Source organism: Streptomyces sp. NPDC088261, from assembly GCF_044740805.1.
In the GTDB taxonomy this organism is placed as follows: domain Bacteria; phylum Actinomycetota; class Actinomycetes; order Streptomycetales; family Streptomycetaceae; genus Streptomyces.
On the sequence record NZ_JBIURL010000003.1, the window covers coordinates 466,293 to 488,260 of the forward strand.

Annotated in this window: 22 protein-coding genes and 1 pseudogene; 21 read left to right on the forward strand and 2 right to left on the reverse strand. The window is 71.4% G+C overall.

Annotated features, from left to right (window positions below; all coding sequences use genetic code 11):
• The first annotated feature begins 108 nt into the window (after window positions 1–108).
• Entirely contained in the window at window positions 109–1,668 is a 1,560-nt protein-coding gene (gene ffh, locus ACIODU_RS09245) for a signal recognition particle protein (RefSeq protein ID WP_356428328.1), read from the forward strand.
• Window positions 1,669–2,200: 532 nt separating this feature from the next.
• Here the strand turns inward: ffh and ACIODU_RS09250 are convergent.
• Window positions 2,201–3,043, reverse strand: a complete 843-nt coding sequence (locus ACIODU_RS09250) for a methyltransferase domain-containing protein (RefSeq protein WP_356433081.1) — start codon at window positions 3,041–3,043, stop codon at window positions 2,201–2,203.
• Window positions 3,044–3,763: 720 nt separating this feature from the next.
• Between ACIODU_RS09250 and ACIODU_RS09255 the strand changes: the two genes are divergently transcribed.
• The 17 genes and pseudogenes from ACIODU_RS09255 to ACIODU_RS09335 all read left to right on the forward strand — a co-directional run bounded on the left by ACIODU_RS09255 (window position 3,764) and on the right by ACIODU_RS09335 (window position 17,030).
• Complete coding sequence (locus ACIODU_RS09255; protein ID WP_161308529.1) at window positions 3,764–4,357, forward strand: hypothetical protein; 594 nt, start codon at window positions 3,764–3,766, stop codon at window positions 4,355–4,357.
• 224 nt (window positions 4,358–4,581) lie between these two features.
• Complete coding sequence (gene rpsP / locus ACIODU_RS09260; RefSeq protein WP_161308528.1) at window positions 4,582–5,028, forward strand: 30S ribosomal protein S16; 447 nt, start codon at window positions 4,582–4,584, stop codon at window positions 5,026–5,028.
• Between the two features lie 2 nt (window positions 5,029–5,030).
• On the forward strand, window positions 5,031–5,270 hold the full coding sequence (locus ACIODU_RS09265; RefSeq protein ID WP_005311361.1) for an RNA-binding protein: 240 nt from the start codon (window positions 5,031–5,033) through the stop codon (window positions 5,268–5,270).
• Between the two features lie 111 nt (window positions 5,271–5,381).
• Window positions 5,382–5,954: a ribosome maturation factor RimM gene (rimM, locus tag ACIODU_RS09270; RefSeq protein ID WP_401765647.1), complete on the forward strand. Its 573-nt coding sequence runs from the start codon at window positions 5,382–5,384 to the stop codon at window positions 5,952–5,954.
• A complete protein-coding gene (gene trmD, locus ACIODU_RS09275) occupies window positions 5,954–6,775 on the forward strand; it encodes a tRNA (guanosine(37)-N1)-methyltransferase TrmD (protein WP_401765650.1) in 822 nt (273 codons plus the stop codon). The genes rimM and trmD overlap by 1 nt, the downstream gene beginning before the upstream one ends.
• 129 nt (window positions 6,776–6,904) lie before the next feature.
• Window positions 6,905–7,255 carry a 50S ribosomal protein L19 gene (gene rplS, locus ACIODU_RS09280; RefSeq protein WP_161308525.1) on the forward strand — a complete coding sequence of 117 codons (351 nt, stop codon included), beginning with the start codon at window positions 6,905–6,907 and terminating at the stop codon, window positions 7,253–7,255.
• Between the two features lie 57 nt (window positions 7,256–7,312).
• Complete coding sequence (gene lepB / locus ACIODU_RS09285; RefSeq protein ID WP_401765653.1) at window positions 7,313–8,194, forward strand: signal peptidase I; 882 nt, start codon at window positions 7,313–7,315, stop codon at window positions 8,192–8,194.
• Window positions 8,187–9,295 (forward strand): annotated as a pseudogene (gene lepB, locus ACIODU_RS09290) (signal peptidase I). Before lepB (ACIODU_RS09285) ends, lepB (ACIODU_RS09290) begins: the two are co-directional and overlap by 8 nt.
• 10 nt (window positions 9,296–9,305) lie before the next feature.
• Window positions 9,306–10,184: a signal peptidase I gene (lepB, locus tag ACIODU_RS09295; RefSeq protein WP_401765655.1), complete on the forward strand. Its 879-nt coding sequence runs from the start codon at window positions 9,306–9,308 to the stop codon at window positions 10,182–10,184.
• Window positions 10,185–10,229: 45 nt separating this feature from the next.
• Window positions 10,230–11,030, forward strand: a complete 801-nt coding sequence (gene lepB / locus ACIODU_RS09300; protein WP_401765658.1) for a signal peptidase I — start codon at window positions 10,230–10,232, stop codon at window positions 11,028–11,030.
• 46 nt (window positions 11,031–11,076) lie between these two features.
• Window positions 11,077–11,556: an NUDIX hydrolase gene (locus ACIODU_RS09305; RefSeq protein WP_401765903.1), complete on the forward strand. Its 480-nt coding sequence runs from the start codon at window positions 11,077–11,079 to the stop codon at window positions 11,554–11,556.
• Between the two features lie 56 nt (window positions 11,557–11,612).
• On the forward strand, window positions 11,613–11,921 hold the full coding sequence (locus ACIODU_RS09310; protein ID WP_014675276.1) for a DUF2469 domain-containing protein: 309 nt from the start codon (window positions 11,613–11,615) through the stop codon (window positions 11,919–11,921).
• A gap of 213 nt (window positions 11,922–12,134) precedes the next feature.
• The gene (locus tag ACIODU_RS09315) at window positions 12,135–12,512 is read left to right on the forward strand and encodes a YraN family protein (protein WP_327234271.1); all 378 of its coding nucleotides are present in this window, start codon (window positions 12,135–12,137) and stop codon (window positions 12,510–12,512) included.
• Window positions 12,512–14,179, forward strand: coding sequence for a YifB family Mg chelatase-like AAA ATPase (locus ACIODU_RS09320; RefSeq protein WP_401765663.1), 1,668 nt, complete (start codon window positions 12,512–12,514; stop codon window positions 14,177–14,179). The genes ACIODU_RS09315 and ACIODU_RS09320 overlap by 1 nt, the downstream gene beginning before the upstream one ends.
• Window positions 14,176–15,405 (forward strand): DNA-processing protein DprA, encoded by a 1,230-nt coding sequence (gene dprA / locus ACIODU_RS09325; RefSeq protein WP_401765666.1) that lies wholly within the window; start codon window positions 14,176–14,178, stop codon window positions 15,403–15,405. Before ACIODU_RS09320 ends, dprA begins: the two co-directional genes overlap by 4 nt.
• A gap of 154 nt (window positions 15,406–15,559) precedes the next feature.
• Window positions 15,560–16,396 (forward strand): RNA polymerase sigma factor WhiG, encoded by an 837-nt coding sequence (gene whiG / locus ACIODU_RS09330; RefSeq protein ID WP_161310885.1) that lies wholly within the window; start codon window positions 15,560–15,562, stop codon window positions 16,394–16,396.
• Window positions 16,397–16,457: 61 nt separating this feature from the next.
• Entirely contained in the window at window positions 16,458–17,030 is a 573-nt protein-coding gene (locus tag ACIODU_RS09335; protein WP_401765906.1) for a TetR/AcrR family transcriptional regulator, read from the forward strand.
• A gap of 956 nt (window positions 17,031–17,986) precedes the next feature.
• On the opposite strand, the gene ACIODU_RS09340 is transcribed toward ACIODU_RS09335, so the two are convergent.
• Window positions 17,987–18,694: a M23 family metallopeptidase gene (locus tag ACIODU_RS09340; RefSeq protein ID WP_401765670.1), complete on the reverse strand. Its 708-nt coding sequence runs from the start codon at window positions 18,692–18,694 to the stop codon at window positions 17,987–17,989.
• A gap of 277 nt (window positions 18,695–18,971) precedes the next feature.
• Here ACIODU_RS09340 and rpsB point away from each other — a divergent pair, with 277 nt between their 5' ends.
• The 3 genes from rpsB to pyrH all read left to right on the forward strand — a co-directional run bounded on the left by rpsB (window position 18,972) and on the right by pyrH (window position 21,829).
• Window positions 18,972–19,916 (forward strand): 30S ribosomal protein S2, encoded by a 945-nt coding sequence (rpsB, locus tag ACIODU_RS09345; RefSeq protein ID WP_161310369.1) that lies wholly within the window; start codon window positions 18,972–18,974, stop codon window positions 19,914–19,916.
• 105 nt (window positions 19,917–20,021) lie between these two features.
• A complete protein-coding gene (gene tsf, locus ACIODU_RS09350; RefSeq protein ID WP_356433165.1) occupies window positions 20,022–20,876 on the forward strand; it encodes a translation elongation factor Ts in 855 nt (284 codons plus the stop codon).
• Window positions 20,877–21,031: 155 nt separating this feature from the next.
• Complete coding sequence (gene pyrH, locus ACIODU_RS09355; protein ID WP_401765674.1) at window positions 21,032–21,829, forward strand: UMP kinase; 798 nt, start codon at window positions 21,032–21,034, stop codon at window positions 21,827–21,829.
• The last annotated feature ends 139 nt before the right edge of the window (window positions 21,830–21,968 follow it).

Below are 21,968 nucleotides of genomic sequence, written 5' to 3' on the forward strand. Positions count from 1 at the left end.
CGCCCTCGTCCGCGGATTTCCGGCGGGCGAGGGCGCCGCGCTGGTTCAGGCAGATACCCTGGAGGGCGATCCACCCGCCCGCCCCCGACCCGAGGATTCGCGACCACCGTGTTCGACACTCTCTCCGACCGCCTCGCAGCCACATTCAAGAGCCTCCGGGGCAAAGGGCGCCTCAGCCCGGAGGACATCGACGCCACGGCCCGCGAGATCCGTATCGCCCTGCTCGAAGCCGACGTGGCCCTGCCCGTCGTCCGCGCCTTCATCGCCAAGGTCAAGGAACGCGCGAGCGGCGCCGAGGTCTCGGGCGCGCTGAACCCGAGCCAGCAGGTCATCAAGATCGTCAACGAGGAACTTGTCGGCATCCTCGGCGGTGAGACCCGGCGGCTGCGCTTCGCCAAGCAGGGGCCCACCGTCATCATGCTCGCCGGCCTCCAGGGCGCCGGTAAGACCACCCTCGCGGGAAAGCTCGGCCTCTGGCTCAAGAACCAGGGCCACTCCCCGCTCCTGGTCGCCTGTGACCTCCAGCGCCCCAACGCCGTCACCCAGCTCTCCGTCGTCGCCGAGCGCGCGGGTGTCGCGGTCTACGCCCCCGAGCCGGGCAACGGCGTCGGCGACCCGGTCAAGGTCGCCAAGGACTCGGTCGAGTACGCCAGGTCGCGCCAGTACGACATCGTCGTGGTCGACACCGCGGGCCGCCTGGGCATCGACCAGGAGCTGATGAAGCAGGCCTCCGACATCCGCGACGCGGTCAACCCCGACGAGACGCTCTTCGTCGTGGACGCGATGATCGGCCAGGACGCGGTCAACACCGCCGAGGCGTTCCGCGACGGCGTCGGCTTCGACGGCGTGGTCCTCTCCAAGCTGGACGGCGACGCCCGCGGTGGCGCGGCGCTCTCCATCGCGCACGTCACCGGCAAGCAGATCATGTTCGCCTCCAACGGCGAGAAGCTGGACGAGTTCGACGCGTTCCACCCGGACCGGATGGCGTCCCGCATCCTCGACATGGGTGACCTCCTCACCCTGATCGAGCAGGCGGAGAAGACGTTCAGCCAGGCCGAGGCCGAGAAGATGGCCGCCAAGCTCCAGAGCAGCAAGGGCGGCAAGGACTTCACCCTGGACGACTTCCTCGCCCAGATGGAACAGGTCAGGAAGATGGGCAGCATCTCCAAGCTGCTCGGCATGCTGCCCGGCATGGGCCAGATCAAGGACCAGATCAACAACATCGACGAGCGGGACGTGGACCGTACCGCCGCGATCATCAAGTCGATGACACCGGGCGAGCGTCACGAACCCACCATCATCAACGGCTCGCGCCGGGCGCGGATCGCGCGGGGTTCCGGCGTGGAGGTCAGCGCGGTCAAGAACCTCGTGGAGCGGTTCTTCGAGGCGCGCAAGATGATGTCGAAGATGGCGCAGGGCGGGGGGATGCCGGGGATGCCGGGCGTTCCCGGGATGGGCGGGGGTCCCGGCCGTACGAAGAAGAAGCAGAAGGTCGCGAAGGGGAAGCAGCGGTCGGGCAACCCGATGAAGCGCAAGCTGGAGGAACAGGCGGCGGCGACGCGACGGGATTCGGCGGAGCCGTCGGCGGGCAACGCGTTTGGCCTTCCGGCCGGGGGATCCGATAAGAACTTCGAGTTGCCGGACGAGTTCAAGAAGTTCATGGGCTGACGTTGCGGCGCTTGCTTGCGCTTACTGATGTCCTCAATCGCCGGACGGGCTTGGGTGTGCCGTGGTGACGGGGGGCGGGGCCTCCGGAGGTGCGTGTGTCCGGACTGCATGTTTTACGGCGCGTGCGGCGGGTCGTTCAGTGGGCCGGGGCCCTGCGCCACAAAACACGCTTTACGTCCGGACACACGCACCTCCTCCGACCCCACCCCCCTCACGCCGCCGGGAAAGCTGAACGACCGCGCCCCACACCATCCAGCCCATCCGGCGCTTGAGGACATCGGCAAGCGGCGCCCGGCACCATCAAGCCTGTCCGGCGTTTGAGGACAATCAGTGAGCCGCGCCCGCGGACCGGGCAGGCGCACCATCCAGCCCGTCCGGCGCTTGAGGACATTGGTAAGCCGCGCCTGCGGACCGGGCGGACGCACTATCCAGCCCGTCCGGCGTTTGAGGACAATCGGTGAGTGCGGCCGCGCACCGGGCAGACGCACAAACCAGCCCGTCCGGCGATTGAGGACAACGCGGTCGCCGGACGCTACGGCCTTGCGATCAGGTAGCGGAACACGTTCGGCATCCAGACCGTTCCGTCCTTGCGGACGTACGGGTGCAACGCCTCCGCCACCTCCTTCTCCACCTGTCGCCGATCCGTCGCCCGCACCGCCCCCTCGAACACGCCCGTCGACAGCAGCCCCCGCACCGCGCTCTCCGTGTCCGCGTACCCGAACGGGCACGACACCCGGCCCGAGCCGTCCGGTGTGAGGCCCGCGCGGGCCGCGACCTCCTCCAGGTCGTCCCGGTACGCCGGGCGCCAGCCGCCCTTGCGGAGGGGGTCGGCCAGCCGGCCCGCGACCCGCAGGACGCCCGCCGTCGCGCACCGCTCCGGAGGGCCCCAGCCCGTCAGCACCACCGGCGCGTCCCGCCCCGCCAGCGGTATCGCCGCGTCCAGCGCGGGCGCCAGCCCCTTCGCGTCGCCCGCCACGCAGCCGATCGGCTGAAGCGCGGTGATCACGTCGTACGGCACCCCGCCCGGCAGCGCGGCCTCCGCCGTCCGGGACGTGGGGAGCACCCTCCCCGAGGGGCCGGAGGCGGCCGCGGCCAGCCGCGCCGACGCCAGCGCCAGCAGCTCCTCGTCCGAGTCGACGCCCGTGACCCGCGCACCCCGCGCCGTCGCCATCAGGAGCGCCAGGCCCGAGCCGCAGCCGAGGCCGAGCAGCCGGGTCCCCGCGCGGACCTCCAGGCGCTCGTACACCGCTTCGTAGAGCGGTACCAGCATGCGTTCCTGGATCTCGGCCCAGTCACGGGCGCGTACGGAGGGGTCGGAGGCGACCGCCGTCGGCGGCCCCGCGTTCGTATGGTGCTGGACGAGCGTACGTGTCATGGATAGCGCCCCAATCCGCCGAGAGGTCGGTCCTGCCCCGAATGACATCCCCCGTGTGCGTGCGCGCCTTCGTCCCCCGTTATGCCAGGGAACTCCGCATCCGTTCCCGCGTCCAGTGGGCGATTGGCAAAGCGTCGGTGAACCGCTGGTACGCCCCCGCGCGTGCGGCCGGTTCCCGCCCTGGGGCGTCCCCGGGGCGCGGGCCGGGGCCGGGGGAAGATGCCTGCTCCGGTGCCCTGGGCGGGGTGTTCTCCCATGGGCGTACGGGCTCTGGCGCCCGGCCGGAACTGGCCGACAACGGTCTCCCCCGCGCCGCGCCGCCGACTGGGCCGAACGGGTGGTCGCACGGGAGCGGCCCCGACGTACGCCCGCGTACGCCCCACCGGACCACACACGGACACCCCGGCCCGCGCGACGGGGCGGTGCCGGAATCCGGCGATGCGCCGGGTAGTGTCGGTCTTGTGGCCCGCGCTCCGCCGAGCGCCCGCCCCGATGGCCGCCCGTGTCCCCCGGGCGCCCGCGCCCCCCCGTACGTAGATCGTCTACGCGTCGAAGCGTACGAGTCGCTACGTACCGGCTTGGTAGGGGCTGCGAGGCTTCTCCGCAGATCTACGCACCCGCCCTCGTCAGGACGCATCAATGGCAACTGACGGGTACGTGCAAATTATTTGGGATGCCCCGGAATGGAACCCCGGAGCGCCCCAGCTCGTTATTCACGACGTGAGCACGACACCACCTGTTCTCGCCGCAGAGCTGGCACAGGCGTGGGCCGATATTCAGCGGTCCCACCCCGAGCTGCCGGATCTTGCCGCGCCAGAGTCCCTGATCGGAGAGTCCTCGTCCGCCTGCGGCGCGGAGCTCTCATTCGAACGACTGCTTCACGAAGCGGTCCACGGCATCGCCGCGGCGAGAGGTGTCCGGGACACCTCGCGAGCGGGCCGCTATCACAACCGCCGATTCCTGGCGATCGCCGAGGAGATGGGCCTGGACCACCCCGAGGAGCCGCATCCCAGCAGCGGCTTCTCGCTGGTCTCGCTCAGCCCCGAGGCGAAACGCCGGTACCGCCCCACGATGGAGCGGCTGCAACGGGCCCTCAAGGCACACACGGTCGCGACGGCCGCCGACACCAAGCGGAGCTTCCGCGGCCCCGCCGCCCGGCACGGCTCGTCCGGCGGGGGCGTGCGCGTCAAGGCGGTCTGCGACTGCGGGCGCAACGTGCGCGTGGTCCCGTCGGTCCTGGCCCAGGCGCCCATCGTCTGCGGCGGCTGCGGCAAGCCGTTCCGTATCCCGGAAGTGGTCGCCGCTGCGAGCTGAGCCCCGGTGCCCACCGGCGGGGGCCGGTGGGCCGGGCCCGGCGCCCGACCCTCGCCGCGTCATGCCGCACCGCAGGTGTGTGGCAGAATAGCCAGCTGTACTCGACAGTCGCACAGGACCCCTCTCTCCTCCGGCTGACGCGTCCATCGGGCGGATCGGGTACCGCAACCCCACGCGGCGTCCCGCCTCGCCCAACCACGTCAAGACCAGGAGACACCACTCCAGTGGCAGTCAAGATCAAGCTGAAGCGTCTGGGCAAGATCCGTTCGCCTCACTACCGCATCATCGTCGCCGACTCCCGCGTCCGCCGTGACGGCCGGGCGATCGAGGAGATCGGCATCTACCACCCGGTCCAGAACCCCTCGCGCATCGAGGTCGACTCGGACCGCGCGCGCTACTGGCTGTCTGTCGGCGCCCAGCCGACCGAGCCGGTTCTCGCGATCCTCAAGCTCACCGGTGACTGGCAGGCGCACAAGGGCCTTCCGGCCCCCGCGCCCCTGCTCCAGCCGGAGCCGAAGGCCGACAAGCGGGCCCTCTTCGAGGCGCTCACCAAGGACGGCGGCGACGAGCCCAAGGGTGAGGCCATCACCCCGAAGGCGAAGAAGGCCGACAAGAAGGCGGACGAAGCCGGGACCGAGTCCTCGGCGCCCGCCGAGTCCACCGAGGCCTGAGCATGCTCGAGGAGGCTCTCGAGCACCTCGTGAAGGGCATCGTCGACAACCCGGACGACGTGCAGGTCGCCTCGCGCAACCTGCGCCGTGGCCGCGTGCTGGAGGTCAGGGTCCACCCCGACGACCTCGGCAAGGTGATCGGCCGCAACGGCCGTACCGCCCGCGCGCTGCGCACCGTCGTGGGTGCCATCGGCGGCCGTGGCATCCGCGTCGACCTCGTCGACGTGGACCAGGTCCGCTGAGAGCGTTCAGCTGACAGCGTTCAACACCGGCACGGGCCGGGGCCGGGCCGTATGGTCCGCCCCGGCTCGTTGCCGTTTGTTCCATGTGTGACCGTAAAAGGGGCGTATGCAGTGCAGTTGGTGGTTGCGCGGATCGGTCGCGCCCATGGGATCAAGGGTGAGGTCACCGTCGAGGTGCGTACGGACGAGCCCGAGCTGCGGCTCGGGCCCGGCGCCGTCCTGGGTACGGAACCGGCGTCGGCCGGCCCGCTGACGATCGCGACGGGCCGGGTGCACAGCGGCAGGCTGCTGCTCCGCTTCGAGGGCGTGAGCGACCGCGGCGGCGCCGAGGCCCTTCGTAACATCCTGCTCATCGCCGAGGTCGACCCCGAGGAACTCCCCGAGGACCCGGAGGAGTTCTACGACCATCAGCTGATGGATCTCGACGTCGTCCTCGCCGACGGCACGGAGATCGGGCGGATCACCGAGATCACGCACCTGCCGTCGCAGGACCTGTTCATCGTGGAACGGCCCGACGGCAGCGAGGTGATGATCCCCTTCGTGGAGGAGATCGTCACCGAGATCGACCTGGAGGAGCAGCGGGCCGTCATCGACCCGCCCCCGGGCCTCATCGACGAACTCCCGGAGACGGACGCGCCGGAGCGGGCCGCCGGCGGCGACCAGGCCGGCAAGGGCGACGCCTGATGCGGCTCGACGTCGTCACGATCTTCCCCGAGTACCTGGACCCCCTGAACGTCTCGCTGGTCGGCAAGGCGCGTGCGCGGGGCCGTCTCGGTGTGCACGTGCACGACCTGCGGGCGTGGACGTACGACCGGCACAACACGGTGGACGACACCCCGTACGGCGGCGGGCCCGGCATGGTCATGAAGACCGAGCCGTGGGGCGACGCCCTGGACGACGTGCTGGCGAGCGGGTACGAGTCGGGGGCCCACGACCCGGTGCTGGTCGTGCCCACCCCCAGCGGCCGGCCCTTCACCCAGGAGACCGCCGTCGCGCTCTCCGAGCGCCCCTGGCTGATCTTCACACCGGCGCGGTACGAAGGCATCGACCGCCGGGTCGTGGACGAGTACCGCACCCGGATGCCCGTCCACGAGGTCTCCATCGGCGACTACGTCCTGGCCGGAGGCGAGGCGGCCGTCCTGGTGATCACCGAGGCCGTGGTCCGCCTGCTGCCCGGCGTGCTCGGCAACGCCGAGTCGCACCGCGACGACTCCTTCGCGCCCGGCGCGATGGCCGACCTGCTGGAGGGGCCCGTCTACACCAAGCCCCCCGAGTGGCGCGGACGCGGCATCCCGGACGTGCTGCTCAGCGGCCACCACGGGAAGATCGCGCGCTGGCGGCGCGACGAGGCGTTCGAACGTACCGCCCTCAACCGCCCCGACCTGATCGAGCGTTGCGACCCCTCGGCCTTCGACAAGAAGGACCGGGAGATCCTTTCCATCCTCGGCTGGTCCCCGGAGCCCGGTGGCCGATTTTGGCGCAGGCCCCCCGCCGTGGAAGAATAGGCCGCTGCCCTACGTCCGGTGTGCGCCCCTGCCACAGGGGGAACGACGCCCGCCCGACGAGAACGGCACCCCAGACTCTCGTCCCGACATCCGCTGATGACCTGTGGCATCAGTGAGGAAGCAGATCCCATGACCAGCTTGCTCGACGCCGTAGACGCGTCGTCGCTCCGCAGCGACCTCCCCAAGTTCCGCGCCGGTGACACCGTGAACGTGCACGTGCGTGTCATCGAAGGAAACCGCTCCCGCATCCAGCAGTTCAAGGGTGTCGTCATCCGGCGTCAGGGCTCCGGCGTCCGTGAGTCCTTCACGGTCCGCAAGGTCTCCTTCTCCGTCGGCGTCGAGCGGACCTTCCCCGTCCACAGCCCGATCTTCGAGAAGATCGAGCTCGTGAGCCGCGGTGACGTCCGTCGCGCCAAGCTCTACTACCTGCGCGAGCTGCGGGGCAAGAAGGCGAAGATCAAGGAGAAGCGCGACAACTGAGCCCCGGCTCACCGTCGCGACCGGGTCCAGCGGGCCGCCGGATAAGCTCCTGCCCCGATGGACACCGAAGCACAGCACACGGAGCGCGACTCCTCCTCCCCGCCCCTCACCGGGCCGGAGGAGGAGTCGCGCTCCGCGCGTTCTTCCGGCCGGTTCTGGCCCAGGGCCGCCGCGCTCGCCGCAGTGTGCGTCGCCGTCGTCCTGCTGGTCAGCCACTTCGTGGCGCAGCCCTTCCTGATCCCGAGCGGTTCCATGGAGCCCACCCTCCGGGTCGGGGACCGGGTGCTGGTCGACAAGCTGGCGTACCGTTTCGGGTCCGTGCCGCACCGCGGCGACGTCGTCGTCTTCGACGGCACGGGCTCCTTCGTCCAGGAGAAGCCCCGGGAGAATCCCGTCACCGGGCTGCTGCGCGGCGCCGCGGCGGCCGTGGGACTCGCCGAGCCCGCCGGGACCGACTTCGTGAAGCGGGTGATCGGGGTGGGAGGCGACCGTGTGGTCTGCTGCGACGCAGGGGGCAGGATCGAGGTGAACGGACGGGCGGTGGACGAACCGTACGTGTACGCCGGCGACGCCCCGTCCCGCGTTCCCTTCGACATCGTCGTCCCGGAGGGCACGCTGTGGGTCATGGGTGATCACCGCGACAACTCCCGCGACTCCCGGGACCATCTCGGCGAGCCGGGCGGGGGCGTGGTGCCGGTGGACCGGGTCGTGGGACGGGTGAGGTGGACCGTCTGGCCGCCCGGCCGCTGGTCGGCGCTGCGACCCACCGACGCCTTCGAGGACGTGGGGGGCGCGGCCGGCGCCGTACCGGTGGGGGGCCGCCCGGCCGGTGCCGTACCGCCTCCTGATGCCGTACGGGCTCCGCGTGCCGTAGGAGCTCCGCGTGCCGTACAGGCTTCCGGCGGCGGTCAGGGGAGGCGGGACGGTGCTCATGGGTAAGCGCGGGCGCGCGGCCAGCCACGGGCACGACACCCGTCTGCCGACCGGCAGCCGGCCCACGATGGGCCGGGCGCTGCCGGGCCGGGCCGACCGGCGCAGGCTCGCGCGGCGGGTCAAGAACCGCAGGCGGCGGTCGGCCATGACCGAGATCCCGGTGCTGATCACCGTGGCGCTGCTGATCGCGCTGGTCCTCAAGACCTTCCTCGTCCAGGCCTTCGTGATCCCGTCGGGCTCGATGGAGCAGACGATCAGGATCAGCGACCGGGTGCTGGTGGACAAACTGACCCCGTGGTTCGGCTCGAAGCCGGAACGCGGCGACGTCGTCGTCTTCAAGGACCCCGGGAACTGGCTGGAGGACGAGAAGCCCGTACCGGACACCTCCCCGGTCGTCATCAAGCAGATCAAGGAAGGGCTGACCTTCATCGGGCTGCTGCCGTCCGCCGACGACCAGGATCTGATCAAGCGGGTCGTCGGTGTCGGGGGTGACACCGTCAAGTGCTGTGACGCATCGGGCAAAATTACCGTCAACGGTGTGCCGTTGGAGGAGCCGTATCTCCACCCGGGGAACGCCCCCTCGACGATCACTTTCGAGGTGAAGGTGCCCGCGGGGCGTATCTTCGTGATGGGCGACCACCGGGAGAACTCGGCGGACTCCCGCTTCCATCTCGACGAGAAGGACCAGGGCACGGTCTCGGAGGACGAGGTGGTGGGGCGGGCCGTGGTCATCGCCTGGCCGATCGGCCACTGGAGCCGGCTGGGCGACTCGGAGCCGTTCAGCGGGGTCCCGGACGCGCGTCCCGCGCCGACGGCGGCCACAGGCGCGTCGAATAGTGTGTTCCCGCGGGATCGACATGGATTGGTCCGGCTCCCGAGCCCTGCGGAACTCCCGCTCGTTATGGGAGTGGTGGGCCTGCCCCTTCTCCGGGGCAGGCGACCGCACGGAGTGAATCGCACGGAGTGAGGAGTGGATGTGGGGGATGTGGCGGTCGGCGCACGTTCCGGTCACGATGATCCCGAGGAGGGACACGAGCAGCTCGCCGAGTCGCCCGCGGTCGTGACGGACAGCACGACGGAACCGGGGATCGGTCCTTTGGGCGGTGACGGCGGTCCCTTGAGCGGTGATGGCGTCGGTGACAACGACGGTGCCGGTACCGGTGACGGCGAAGGGCAGAGGAAGCAGCGTTCCTTCTGGAAGGAGCTTCCCCTCCTCATCGTCATCGCGCTGGTCCTGGCGTTGGTGATCAAGACCTTCCTGGTCCAGGCGTTCTCGATCCCCTCGGACTCGATGCAGAACACCCTCCAGCGGGGTGACCGGGTGCTGGTGGACAAGCTGACCCCGTGGTTCGGCTCGGAGCCCGAGCGCGGCGAGGTGGTCGTCTTCCACGACCCGGGCGGCTGGCTGCCCGAGACGGACGTCCCCGACCCGAACATCGCGCAGAAGTTCCTGAGCTTCATCGGGCTGATGCCGTCCGCCGAGGAGAAGGACCTGATCAAGCGGGTCATCGCGGTCGGCGGCGACACGGTGGAGTGCAAGAAGGGCGGCCCGGTCGAGGTCAACGGGCACGCGCTGGACGAGAAGGGGTTCATCTTCGCCGGGAACACCCCGTGCGACGACCAGCCCTTCGGACCGTTCAAGGTGCCCAAGGACCGGCTCTGGGTCATGGGCGACCACCGGCAGAACTCGCAGGACTCGCGCTACCACATGGACAACGCCGACCGGGGATTTGTCCCGGTCAAGGATGTGGTCGGCCGGGCCATCGTGGTCGCGTGGCCGCTCAACAGGCTGGCGACGCTGCCGGTGCCCGACACCTTCGACCAGGCGGGTCCCGGCCGGGCGGCCGCCGTCGTGGGGTCGCTCGCGGCTCCTGGCGCGGCGGGTCTCGCCGGTGCGGTGCCGCTGGTGCTGTGGCGCAGGAAGAGGCTCGCGTCCCGGCCGGTGAGGGAATCGGGTCCGCACAGCACCGGACCCGGCGGCGGTACCGCCGGGTAGGGTGCCGTCCCGGATCCTCGATTTCCGGAACGGTGGGGTGCTCGGGTGAGCGGAACGGGACGTACGGGCGGAACAGGACGTACGGGACGCGCGGGACCTGGGAACGGCGGCCGCGGCCGCCTCGGCAGCGTGCTGTCGGGGCTGGTCGTGGCCGTCGGCTGTGTGCTCTTCCTCGGCGGGTTCGGGTGGGGGGCCGTGGAGTACCGCCCGTACACCGTGCCGACCGATTCGATGTCCCCGACGGTGAAGGCGGGGGACCGGGTGCTCGCCCAGCGGATATCGGGCGACGCGGTACGGCGCGGGGACGTGGTGGTCTTCACCGACAAGCAGTGGGGCGACATGCCGATGGTGAAGCGGGTCGTCGGGATCGGCGGCGACAAGGTCGCCTGCTGCGACACCGGGGGGCGGCTTACCGTCAACGGCGAGGCGATCGCGGAGCCGTACGTGGGGAAGCTGCCCGGCGGGCGGGTCTCGGGCGGCGATTTCGACGCGACCGTACCGGCAGGTCAGCTGTTTTTGCTCGGTGACCAGCGGAATGTGTCGCTGGACTCGCGGGTGCACCTGGAGGACCCGGGGCAGGGCTCGGTGCCGCGCTCGGCGGTGGACGCGCGGGTCGACGCGGTCATCTGGCCGTCGCCGGGGTTCCTGGGGCGGCCGGCCGGGTTCGCGGCGCTGCCGGGCGGGGTGTCCGTCGCCGGGCCGGTCAGGCCGCTGGTCGGGGCGGTGGTGCTGGGGGCAGTGCTGATCATGGTGGGGGCGGCGTACGGGCCGCTCGCGCAGCGGCGGGCGGCGCGGGCGCGGTCGGGGCGGTCAGGGGAAGGGGTGTCGGCGCGTGCGGGGAACTGAGGACGGGGTCGGCGGGTTCGGTGAGGCCGGCGGGTTCGGTGGGGGCGTGCTGCGGAAGGTCGCCCGGGTGGTGCTGCTCGACCCTCAGGACCGCATCCTGCTGCTCCACGGCTACGAACCGGACGACCCGGGGAACACCTGGTGGTTCACGCCCGGCGGCGGGCTGGAGGGCGACGAGAGCCGCGCGGAGGCCGCGCTGCGGGAGCTGGTGGAGGAGACGGGGATCACACAGGTCGAGCTGGGGCCCGTGCTGTGGCACCGGCGGTGCTCATTCCCCTTCGACGGGCGGCGCTGGGACCAGGACGAGTGGTACTTCCTGGCGCGTACGACACAGACCGAAACGGCTCCCGGAGGGCTGACCGAGCTGGAGCGGCGCAGTGTCGCGGGGCTGAGGTGGTGGACCTCCGCCGAACTTCTGGCGGCACGTGAGACGGTGTATCCGACCAGGCTCGCCGAGCTGCTGCGTACGCTGCTCGACGAGGGTCCCCCGGATGAACCGGTGGTCCTCGCCCCCGAAATCGTCTAGGGGCGCGGGGGACCGGAGCACAATAGGGGGACGTACGGCTGAAGGGGAACATTGCCATGAGCGCCGAGGACCTCGAGAAGTACGAGACCGAGATGGAGCTGAAGCTCTACCGGGAGTACCGCGATGTCGTCGGTCTGTTCAAATATGTGATCGAGACCGAGCGTCGCTTCTATCTCACCAATGACTACGAGATGCAGGTGCATTCCGTACAGGGCGAGGTCTTTTTCGAGGTGACGATGGCGGATGCGTGGGTCTGGGACATGTACAGGCCCGCCCGTTTCGTCAAGCAGGTACGGGTACTCACGTTCAAGGACGTGAACATCGAGGAGCTCAACAAGAGCGATCTCGAACTGCCCGGAGGCTGAAGAGCATGACAGCGCGGACGGAGACGCCCCGGGGTTGCGGCCCTGGGGCGTTTTCGTGTGCTTACGGGGTGTGCCGGTGTGCGGGGGCGTGGCGTTTTCCGGGGTGGTCTCACTCGCACGAGTGAGCGAGTTTTCCACAACGCCCGAGTTGTCCACGAAGATCCACTTGATTCCGGCGGACGCGGGAGAGTCGGTGCCGGAGGTGGTGCCGACATGAACGCGACGGGGGCGTTGGGACGCTACGGCGAGGACCTGGCGGTGCGGCGGCTGGCCGCGGCCGGGATGACCGTACTGGCGAGGAACTGGCGGTGCGGCAGGACGGGCGAGATCGACATCGTGGCCCGGGACGAGGACGCCGGGGGCGGTGAGGTGCTGGTCGTCTGCGAGGTGAAGACCCGCAGGGCGGATTCCTTCGAACATCCCATGGCCGCCGTGACCCCGGTCAAGGCGGACCGGCTGAGACGGCTCGCGGCCTGCTGGCTGGAGCGGTGCGGCGGTCCGCCGCCGGGCGGGGTCCGCATCGACCTGATCGGGGTGGTCCTGCCCCGGCGGGGCGCGGCCGTGGTCGAGCACGCGCGGGGGGTGGCCTGATGGGGTTCGCGCGGGCGTGCTCGGTGGCGCTGGTGGGCGTCGAGGGCGTGGTGGTGGAGGTGCAGGCGGACCTGGAGCCGGGCGTGGCGGCGTTCACCCTGGTGGGGCTGCCGGACAAGAGCCTGGTCGAGAGCCGGGACCGGGTGCGGGCCGCCGTGGTCAACTCCGGCGGCGAGTGGCCGCAGAAGAAACTCACGGTCGGGCTCAGCCCGGCCTCCGTGCCCAAGAGCGGTTCGGGATTCGATCTGGCCGTCGCGTGTGCGGTCCTCGGGGCGGCGGAGCGCCTCGACCCCCGGGCCATCGCGGATCTGGTGCTCATCGGCGAGCTGGGGCTCGACGGGCGCGTCCGGCCGGTGCGCGGGGTGCTGCCCGCCGTGCTCGCGGCGGCCGAGGCCGGATACCGGCAGGTGGTCGTCCCGGAGCGGACCGCCGGGGAGGCCTCACTGGTCCCCGGGGTCTCGGTCCTGGGGGTGCGGACGCTGCGCCAGCTCATCGCGATCCTGACCGACGAGCCCATGCCCGACGAACCGGCCGAGACGGACGAGGGCCGCCCCGGCCCGCTCCTGGCGGGGCTGATGGTGCCCGGCGCCGGGGTCGGCACGGGGCTGGCCGCCGGGCTCGGGGCGCGGGACGGACACCGGCCCGACCTCGCGGACGTGGCGGGCCAGACCGCCGCCCGTACGGCCCTGGAGGTCTCGGCGGCGGGCGGACACCACCTGCTGCTGCACGGACCGCCCGGCGCGGGGAAGACGATGCTCGCGGAACGGCTGGCCGGCGTGCTGCCCCCGCTGACCGAACAGGAGTCCCTGGAGGTCACGGCGGTGCACTCGGTGGCGGGCATGCTGCCGCCCGGCGAACCGCTCGTCCGTACGGCGCCCTACTGCGCGCCCCACCACTCGGCGACGATGCAGTCCCTGGTGGGCGGCGGCAACGGGATGCCGAGACCGGGAGCGGTGTCGCTCGCCCACCGCGGGATTCTCTTTCTGGACGAGGCTCCGGAGTTTTCCGGACGGGCGCTGGACGCGCTGCGCCAGCCCCTGGAGTCGGGGCATGTGGTGGTGGCGCGCAGCGCGGGGGTGGTACGGCTGCCCGCCCGGTTCCTGATGATCCTGGCGGCCAATCCCTGCCCCTGCGGGCGCCACACGCTCCACGGAGCCGGCTGCGACTGCCCGCCCTCGGCGATCCGGCGCTACCAGACCCGGCTGTCGGGACCGCTGCTCGACCGGGTCGACCTGCGCGTCGAGGCCCAGCCCGTCCACCGCGCCGACCTGGCGGGACAGGGCGGGCGCGGCGAGTCCACGGCGGTGGTCGCCGCCCGGGTCGCGGAGGCCAGGGCGCGGTCGGCGGCCCGGCTGGAGGGCACGCCGTGGTCGCTCAACAGTGAGGTGCCGGGGCACGAGCTGCGGACCCGCTGGCCGGTGGCGCCGGGAGCGCTGGACACGGCGGAGCGCGACCTGGAGCGGGGGCTGCTCACCGCGCGGGGGCTGGACCGGGTGCTGCGGGTGGCCTGGACCGTCGCGGACCTCGCCGGACACCGCTGCCCGGACGCCCGGGACGTGGACCTGGCCCTGGAGCTGCGCACCGGCATCGCCCGCGGCGCGCGGTCCGGAGCGGGCGGGGATCCGGCACGCTCCGGCGCCGGGGTCGCGAACGGGGGACTGTCATGACCAGGGGGACGGAGATCGGGACGGGGACGGGGACGAGCGGCGAGGTGAGCGGCGGGGCCGGTCCCGGTGGGGTCGGTCCGGGGGAGCGGCTGGCGCGGGCCGCGCTCACGCGGGTCCTGGAGCCGGGGGACGAGCACGGGGGCCGGTGGCTGGCGGAGTTCGGGGCCGTCGGGCTGCTCGCCAGGCTCACCTCCGGGGACGCCGGGTGCGACGAGCTGACCGGCGTCGGCGAACCACGCCTCGCGGGCTACCGGAACCGGGCCGCCGCCGCCGTGCCCGAGCGGGACCTGGCGGCCGTGCACGCGCTCGGCGGGCGCTTCGTCTGCCCCGGTGACCGGGAGTGGCCCAGCCAGCTCGACGACCTGGGCGACGCGCGGCCGGTCGGGCTCTGGGTGCGGGGAAGGGCGGATCTGCGGATCTGGTCCCTGCGCTCCGTCGCCCTGGTCGGCGCCAGGGCGTGTACTCCGTACGGGGCACATATGGCGGCCTCCCTGGGCTCCGGACTCGCCGAGCGCGGCTGGGTCGTCACCTCCGGCGCCGCGTTCGGGGTCGACGGGGCGGCCCACCGGGGCGCCCTGGCGGCGGGCGGGGCGACCGTCGCGGTCCTCGCCTGCGGGGTCGACGTCGTCTACCCACGGGGTCACGCCGAGTTGATCGGACGCATCGCCGAACAAGGACTGGTCATCGGCGAATTGCCGCCCGGAGCCCACCCCACCCGCAGCAGGTTCGTCCTGCGCAACCGCGTGATCGCCGCGCTCACCCGGGGCACCGTCGTCGTGGAGGCGGAGTACCGCAGCGGATCACTCGTCACGGCGCGCGGCGCCCAGCGGCTCGGCCGGTTCACGATGGGGGTTCCCGGGCCCGCCACCAGCGGCCTCTCGGCGGGCGTGCACGAACTGCTGCGCGGCGAAGGAGTGCTGGTCACGGACGCCGCCGAAGTGGCCGAGCTGGTCGGGGACATCGGCGACCTCGCACCGAGGCGGCGCGGCCCCGTGGTGCCCAGGGACCTGCTGGACCCGGCCGGCGCACGGGTGCTGGAGGCGCTGCCCGCCCAGGGGGCCGCCGACGGACGGGAGATCGCCCGGGCCGCCGGCACCACCGCCGACGAGGCGCTCGGCAGGCTCTACGAACTCCACTCGCTGGGCTTCGTCGAACGGCACGGCGACGGCTGGCAGTTGGCCCGGCGCCCGACACCGGCGGCGACGGCGCGGCGAGGCGGTACTTGACCTGGGGCATTCGGGTGAAAAGGTGTGAGCGGCGCCGCTCCCCGTTCCGACAGCGGTCGCGCACCGCTCTTCCCCAGTCACGCTACGCTCACCTGGATTCCGGCCCAGAAAGATGTCCCCCCGCACGTCACAGCAGAACGGCTCAAGGCAACGCATGCCCCAGCACACCTCCGGGTCTGACCGCGCGGCGGCGCCCCCCGCTGCCCGGGGCGCCGTGCGGCCCCCCGCGCCCACGTCTCTCGACGAGCTGTGGCGGTCGTACAAGACCACGGGCGACGGCCGGCTGCGGGAGCAGTTGATCCTGCACTACTCACCCCTGGTGAAGTACGTCGCGGGCCGGGTGAGCGTGGGACTGCCGTCCAACGTCGAGCAGGCCGACTTCGTCTCCTCCGGCGTCTTCGGCCTGATCGACGCGATCGAGAAGTTCGACATCGAGCGGTCGATCAAGTTCGAGACCTACGCCATCACCCGCATCCGCGGCGCGATGATCGACGAACTGCGCGCCCTGGACTGGATCCCCCGCTCCGTACGGCAGAAGGCGAGGGCCGTCGAACGCGCCTACGCCACGCTGGAGGCGCAGCTGCGCCGGACGCCCTCGGAGAGCGAGGTCGCCGCCGAGATGGGGATCGCGCTGGAGGAACTGCACGCCGTTTTCAGCCAGTTGTCGCTGGCGAACGTGGTGGCGCTGGAGGAACTGCTGCACGTCGGCGGGGAGGGCGGCGACCGGCTCAGCCTGATGGACACCCTGGAGGACACCGCCGCAGACAACCCGGTGGAGGTCGCCGAGGGGCGCGAGCTGCGGCGGCTGCTCGCCCGCGCGATCAACACGCTCCCCGACCGGGAGAAGACGGTGGTCACGCTCTACTACTACGAGGGGCTCACGCTCGCCGAGATCGGCAACGTCCTGGGCGTCACCGAGAGCCGGGTCAGCCAGATTCACACCAAGTCCGTCCTGCAACTGCGGGCGAAGCTGGCCGACGTCGGCCGCTGACGCGGGGCGGGCGCGGCGGGATCCGTAGAGTGGAACCGTGCCCAGGATTCGAGCGGCCTCCGTGGCCGAGCACCGGACGATGCAACGAGGCGCCCTGCTGGACGCCGCCCGCTCCCTCCTGTCGGAAGGCGGTACGGACGCGCTGACCTTCCCCGCCCTCGCCGAACGCACGGGCCTCGCGAGGTCGTCGGTCTACGAGTACTTCCGCTCGCGCGCGGCCGTGGTCGAGGAGCTGTGCACCGTCGACTTCCCGGTGTGGGCGGCGGAGGTCGAGGCGGCGATGGCGTCCGCGGGGACGCCGGAGGCGAAGGTGGAGGCGTACGTACGGACGCAGCTCGCGCTGGTCGGCGACCGCCGTCACCGCGCGGTGGTCGCGATCTCCGCGAGCGAGCTGGACGCGGGCGCCCGGGAACAGATCCGCGCGGCGCACGGGGGCCTGGTCGCGATGGTCGTCGACGCGCTGTCGGAACTGGGCCAGTCGCGGCCCCGGCTCGCCGCGATGCTGGTGCAGGGGTTGGTGGACGCGGCGGTCCGCCGCATCGAACTCGGCGAGGCGCCCTTGGAGGTCGCGGAGGCCGCGGTAGCGCTGGCCCTGGGCGGCGTCCGCGCCCCGGTGGCGCGCGCGGCTTCCTGATCGTCCTCACGCCGGACGAGCGTCTGCCTCTCGGTGGTGGGCGCGGCGTCTTGCGTGTCCTCGGCGCTGGACGGGCGTGTGCGGCCCGGTGGTGGGCGCGCCTTACTACTTGTCCTCAATCGCCGGACGGGCTGGGTTTGTCGTGGTGACGGGGGGCGGGGCCTGCGGAGGTACGTATGTCCGGACTGCATGTTTTACGGCGCGCGCGAGGTCTTGTTTTGTTTGACGGTAGCCATGCGCCACAAAACACGCTTTACGTCCGGCCACACGCACCTCCTCCGACCCCACCCCCCCTCACGCCGAGGGTGAACTGAACGACCCCGCCGCCCCGGGGGTGGTTGTGGCCCGGCACGCGGGCGCGGCTTACTGATGTCCTCAATCGCCGGACGGGCTGGGGGTGCGTCCGGGCGGGCTGGGGGTGCGTCGGGACGGGCTGGGTCGCGGCCTCCGCGCCGGTGATGGGTGCGGGTTACCGATGTCCTCAAGCGCCGGACGGGCTTGAGATGCCCGGGGTGCGGGGCACCGGTTGCTCCCAGGCCCGACGGGCTGGGGGTTGTCTTGTGCGCGGGCCTGGAAGGGGGACGGGCAGGGGTCGTGTCCGGAACGTAAAGCGTGTTTTGTGTCGCATGGCTACCGTCAAACAAAACGAGGGCGCGCACGCGACGTAAAACATGCAGTGCAGGACACGGCCCCTGACCGGCCCCCGGCGACAAGCCGCGCCCGGGGCACCGGCCCGCAGCGGGCAAAATCAAGCCCGTCCGGCGATTGAGGACGCAGTAAGCCGCACCCGGCACCGGGCGCGCAGGCACCAACAAGCCCGTCCGGCGCTTGAGGACAAGTAGTGAGCCGCGCCCACCACCTGGGCGCAGACGCCCGTTCTGCGCGAGGACAAGTAAGTCGCCGCGCCGCCCACCGGGGCGCAGACGCTCGTCCGGTGATGAGGACAACGCGGTCGGTTACCCCGTCGTGGGGAGCAGGCGTGGGGGAGGGCGCCTCAGCGCCGAGGGAGGGAGCAGGGACACCGGGTTCAGGTACCGGTCGCCCTGGCGAAGGCCCCAGTGGACACAACCCGCGCAGGGGGACGACGACCACGACCGCCTCGCTACCACCTCGCCCGCCTCCACCTCGTCGCCCTTCGCAACCAACGGGTCCACCGGTTCGTAGGTGATGCGGAGAGGCGGGTCGCCCGTGCGCGACAGGGTGATCGAGACGACCCCCCGCCCCGCCACCTGGCCCGCGTAGAGAACCCGGCCCGCCGCCGCGGCCCGTACCGCCGTACCGGGGGCCGCCGCCAGGTCCACCCCCCGGTGCCCGGGGCCGTACAGCGTCGCAGGCGGATCCCAGCCCCGGAGAACGGACGCCGGGCTCACCGGCCACACCGCGCCGGGCCGCGGCAGAACGGCCCCCGGGGCACCGGCCAGGGTGACCGGGCCGCCGGGCAGGCCCCCGGGCGGGTCGCCCGCCAGGCCGCCCGCCGGGCCGTCGCGCAAGGCACCCGCCGGGCCACCCGGTAGGCCGCCCGCCGGGCCGCCGCGCAGGCCGCCCGCCGGGCCACCGTGCAGGCCGCCCACCGGGCAACCCGGCAGGCAACCCGCCAGGCCACCGGCCAAAGGCGGCGCGCCGCTCGTCGCGGATAAGAGCAGGGTCAGCGTCAGCAGGAGCATGGGGTCAGAATGGGCCCCGCGGCGCGGCCCCCGCTGATCATGGTGCTGATCTGTGGACGGCGGGACCGTTGTGGATATCGCCGTCACTCGGCAGTGCGCGGGTCCCGTACACTTCATGTGGCGATCCGGGTCACCGGGTCGACTTCGCACGCCCCGCCAGCGGCCTCTTCGAGCCGCCGGCCGCGCTACTCGGTCCTCCGTGGCACAGCGCGTCGGGGCGTCAGGCGCGTCCGCCGTCCGGCGGGTGCGACAACCGAGAGCCTCTAGGAGTACGGCCATGGCCGTCGTCACGATGCGGGAGCTGCTGGAAAGCGGCGTCCACTTCGGTCACCAGACCCGTCGTTGGAACCCGAAGATGAAGCGATTCATCTTCACGGAGCGCAACGGCATCTACATCATCGACCTGCTCCAGTCGCTGTCGTACATCGACCGCGCCTACGAGTTCGTCAAGGAGACCGTCGCCCACGGCGGCTCCGTCATGTTCGTCGGCACCAAGAAGCAGGCGCAGGAAGCGATCGCCGAGCAGGCGACGCGCGTGGGAATGCCCTACGTCAACCAGCGCTGGCTCGGCGGCATGCTGACCAACTTCTCCACCGTCTACAAGCGCCTCCAGCGCCTCAAGGAGCTCGAGCAGATCGACTTCGACGACGTGGCGGCCTCCGGCCTCACGAAGAAGGAGCTGCTCGTCCTCTCCCGCGAGAAGGCCAAGCTGGAGAAGACCCTCGGCGGTATCCGCGAGATGCAGAAGGTGCCCAGCGCCGTCTGGATCGTGGACACCAAGAAGGAGCACATCGCCGTCGGTGAGGCGCGCAAGCTCCACATCCCGGTCGTCGCGATCCTCGACACCAACTGCGACCCCGACGAGGTCGACTACAAGATCCCCGGCAACGACGACGCGATCCGCTCCGTCACGCTGCTCACCCGCGTGATCGCCGACGCCGTCGCCGAGGGCCTCATCGCCCGTTCCGGTGTGGCCACCGGTGACTCGAAGCCGGGCGAGAAGGCCGCCGGCGAGCCCCTCGCCGAGTGGGAGCGCGACCTCCTCGAGGGCGAGAAGAAGGACGACGCCGAGAAGCCCGCCGACGACGCCGTCGCCGCCGAGGCCGGTGTCCAGACCTCCGCCGAGACGGAGAAGGTCGCCGACGCCGAGCAGGTCGACGAGGCCGCCGCCCCGGCCGAGCCCGAGGCTGCCGCCCCGGCTGCGGACAACGAGCAGGCCTGACCTTCACCGGTTCGGTTGCTGACAGCGGGAGCTGGTGCCGTACCCCGGCGCCGGCTCCCCGCCGTCCACCCGTAGATCTTCGACTTCCGAGAGAGATTCACAGACATGGCGAACTACACCGCCGCTGACGTCAAGAAGCTCCGCGAGCTCACCGGCGCCGGCATGATGGACTGTAAGAAGGCCCTGGACGAGGCCGACGGCAACGTGGACAAGGCCGTCGAGCTGCTCCGCGTGAAGGGTCAGAAGGGCGTCGCCAAGCGCGAGGGCCGTTCGGCCGAGAACGGCGCGGTCGTCTCCCTCATCTCCGAGGACAAGACGTCCGGCGTGCTCCTCGAGCTGAAGTGCGAGACGGACTTCGTCGCGAAGAGCGAGAAGTTCATCAACGTCGCCAACGCGCTCGCCGCGTTCGTCGCCTCGTCCGTCCCGGCGGACCTGGGCACCCTGCTCGCCTCCGAGATCGAGGCCGGCAAGACCGTCCAGGCGTTCGTCGACGAGGCCAACGCCAACCTCGGCGAGAAGATCGTCCTGGACCGCTTCGCGCAGTTCAGCGGCGGTTACGTGGCCGCGTACATGCACCGCACCATGCCCGACCTCCCGCCGCAGGTCGGCGTCCTGGTCGAGCTGGACCAGGGCTCCGCGTCGGACGACGCGGCCGCCGAGGCCGCCAAGGACGTCGCGCAGCACATCGCCGCCTTCGCGCCGAAGTACCTCACGCGCGAGGACGTCCCCGCCGACGTCGTCGAGAACGAGCGCCGCGTCGCCGAGGCGACCTCCCGCGAGGAGGGCAAGCCCGAGGCCGCCCTCCCGAAGATCGTCGAGGGTCGCGTCAACGGCTTCTTCAAGGACGTCGTCGTCCTGGAGCAGGCGTTCGCGAAGGACAACAAGAAGTCGGTCCAGAAGGTCCTGGACGAGGCCGGTGTCACCCTGAAGCGCTTCTCGCGCATCAAGGTCGGCATCTGAGTCCGTACCGCGTTCGACGCAGGACCCCGCTAGGGTCTTACGGAGTCGTCACACGCGCATGCGACGGACGACCGCAGATCTGACGAGGAGGCCATTGCCGCACGGGACACACCCCCACCGGCAATGGCCTTCGTCGTATGTACGAGGAGATCCCCATGAACAAGGGCGCGGACGCCACCCAGTCTGCCGACGGCAAGGACCACACAGCGGGCGGCGGCGACCCGGCCAAGGGCGCCGGCCGCTTCATGCTCAAGCTGTCCGGTGAGGCGTTCGCCGGCGGGGGCGGCCTCGGCGTCGACCCCGACGTCGTACACGCCATCGCCCGTGAGATCGCGGCCGTCGTACGGGACGGTGCCCAGATCGCGATCGTCCTCGGCGGCGGAAACTTCTTCCGCGGCGCCGAACTCCAGCAGCGCGGCATGGACCGGGCCCGCTCCGACTACATGGGCATGCTCGGTACGGTCATGAACTGCCTGGCCCTCCAGGACTTCCTGGAGAAGGAGGGCATCGACTCGCGCGTCCAGACGGCCATCACGATGGGCCAGGTCGCGGAGCCGTACATCCCGCTGCGCGCCGTACGGCACCTGGAGAAGGGCCGCGTCGTGATCTTCGGCGCGGGCATGGGCATGCCGTACTTCTCCACCGACACCACCGCCGCCCAGCGCGCCCTGGAGATCGACGCCGAGGCGCTGCTGATGGGCAAGAACGGGGTGGACGGGGTCTACGACTCCGACCCCAAGACCAACCCGAGCGCGGTCAAGTTCGACGCGCTGGAGTACAGCGAGGTCATCGCCAAGGACCTGCGGGTCGCCGACATGACCGCGATCACGCTGTGCCAGGACAACAAACTGCCGATCCTCGTCTTCGAATTGCTGACCGAGGGCAATATCGCGCGCGCGGTCAAGGGTGAGAAGATCGGCACGCTCGTGAGCGACCAGGGCACCCGGAGCTGAGTCGCGCGGGACACACCGCGGGACACTTGATCCGTACGGCCCCGCACGGGGATGGACAAAGCCCTGACGGTCGGACACCGTGCAGGGCAGGACGCGACGCAGGATCCGCCAGGACCGGTAGCAGGCCCGGCCCACTCAA

Coding starts and splice junctions, on each gene's coding strand:
- ACIODU_RS09250 (WP_356433081.1), bottom strand. CDS start 3,043: ATGACACGTACGCTCGTCCAGCACCATACGAACGCGGGGCCGCCGACG.
- ACIODU_RS09265 (WP_005311361.1), top strand. CDS start 5,031: ATGCTCGAGGAGGCTCTCGAGCACCTCGTGAAGGGCATCGTCGACAAC.
- trmD (WP_401765650.1), top strand. CDS start 5,954: ATGCGGCTCGACGTCGTCACGATCTTCCCCGAGTACCTGGACCCCCTG.
- rplS (WP_161308525.1), top strand. CDS start 6,905: ATGACCAGCTTGCTCGACGCCGTAGACGCGTCGTCGCTCCGCAGCGAC.
- lepB (WP_401765653.1), top strand. CDS start 7,313: ATGGACACCGAAGCACAGCACACGGAGCGCGACTCCTCCTCCCCGCCC.
- ACIODU_RS09310 (WP_014675276.1), top strand. CDS start 11,613: ATGAGCGCCGAGGACCTCGAGAAGTACGAGACCGAGATGGAGCTGAAG.
- ACIODU_RS09315 (WP_327234271.1), top strand. CDS start 12,135: ATGAACGCGACGGGGGCGTTGGGACGCTACGGCGAGGACCTGGCGGTG.
- ACIODU_RS09320 (WP_401765663.1), top strand. CDS start 12,512: ATGGGGTTCGCGCGGGCGTGCTCGGTGGCGCTGGTGGGCGTCGAGGGC.
- dprA (WP_401765666.1), top strand. CDS start 14,176: ATGACCAGGGGGACGGAGATCGGGACGGGGACGGGGACGAGCGGCGAG.
- whiG (WP_161310885.1), top strand. CDS start 15,560: ATGCCCCAGCACACCTCCGGGTCTGACCGCGCGGCGGCGCCCCCCGCT.
- ACIODU_RS09340 (WP_401765670.1), bottom strand. CDS start 18,694: ATGCTCCTGCTGACGCTGACCCTGCTCTTATCCGCGACGAGCGGCGCG.
- rpsB (WP_161310369.1), top strand. CDS start 18,972: ATGGCCGTCGTCACGATGCGGGAGCTGCTGGAAAGCGGCGTCCACTTC.
- tsf (WP_356433165.1), top strand. CDS start 20,022: ATGGCGAACTACACCGCCGCTGACGTCAAGAAGCTCCGCGAGCTCACC.
- pyrH (WP_401765674.1), top strand. CDS start 21,032: ATGAACAAGGGCGCGGACGCCACCCAGTCTGCCGACGGCAAGGACCAC.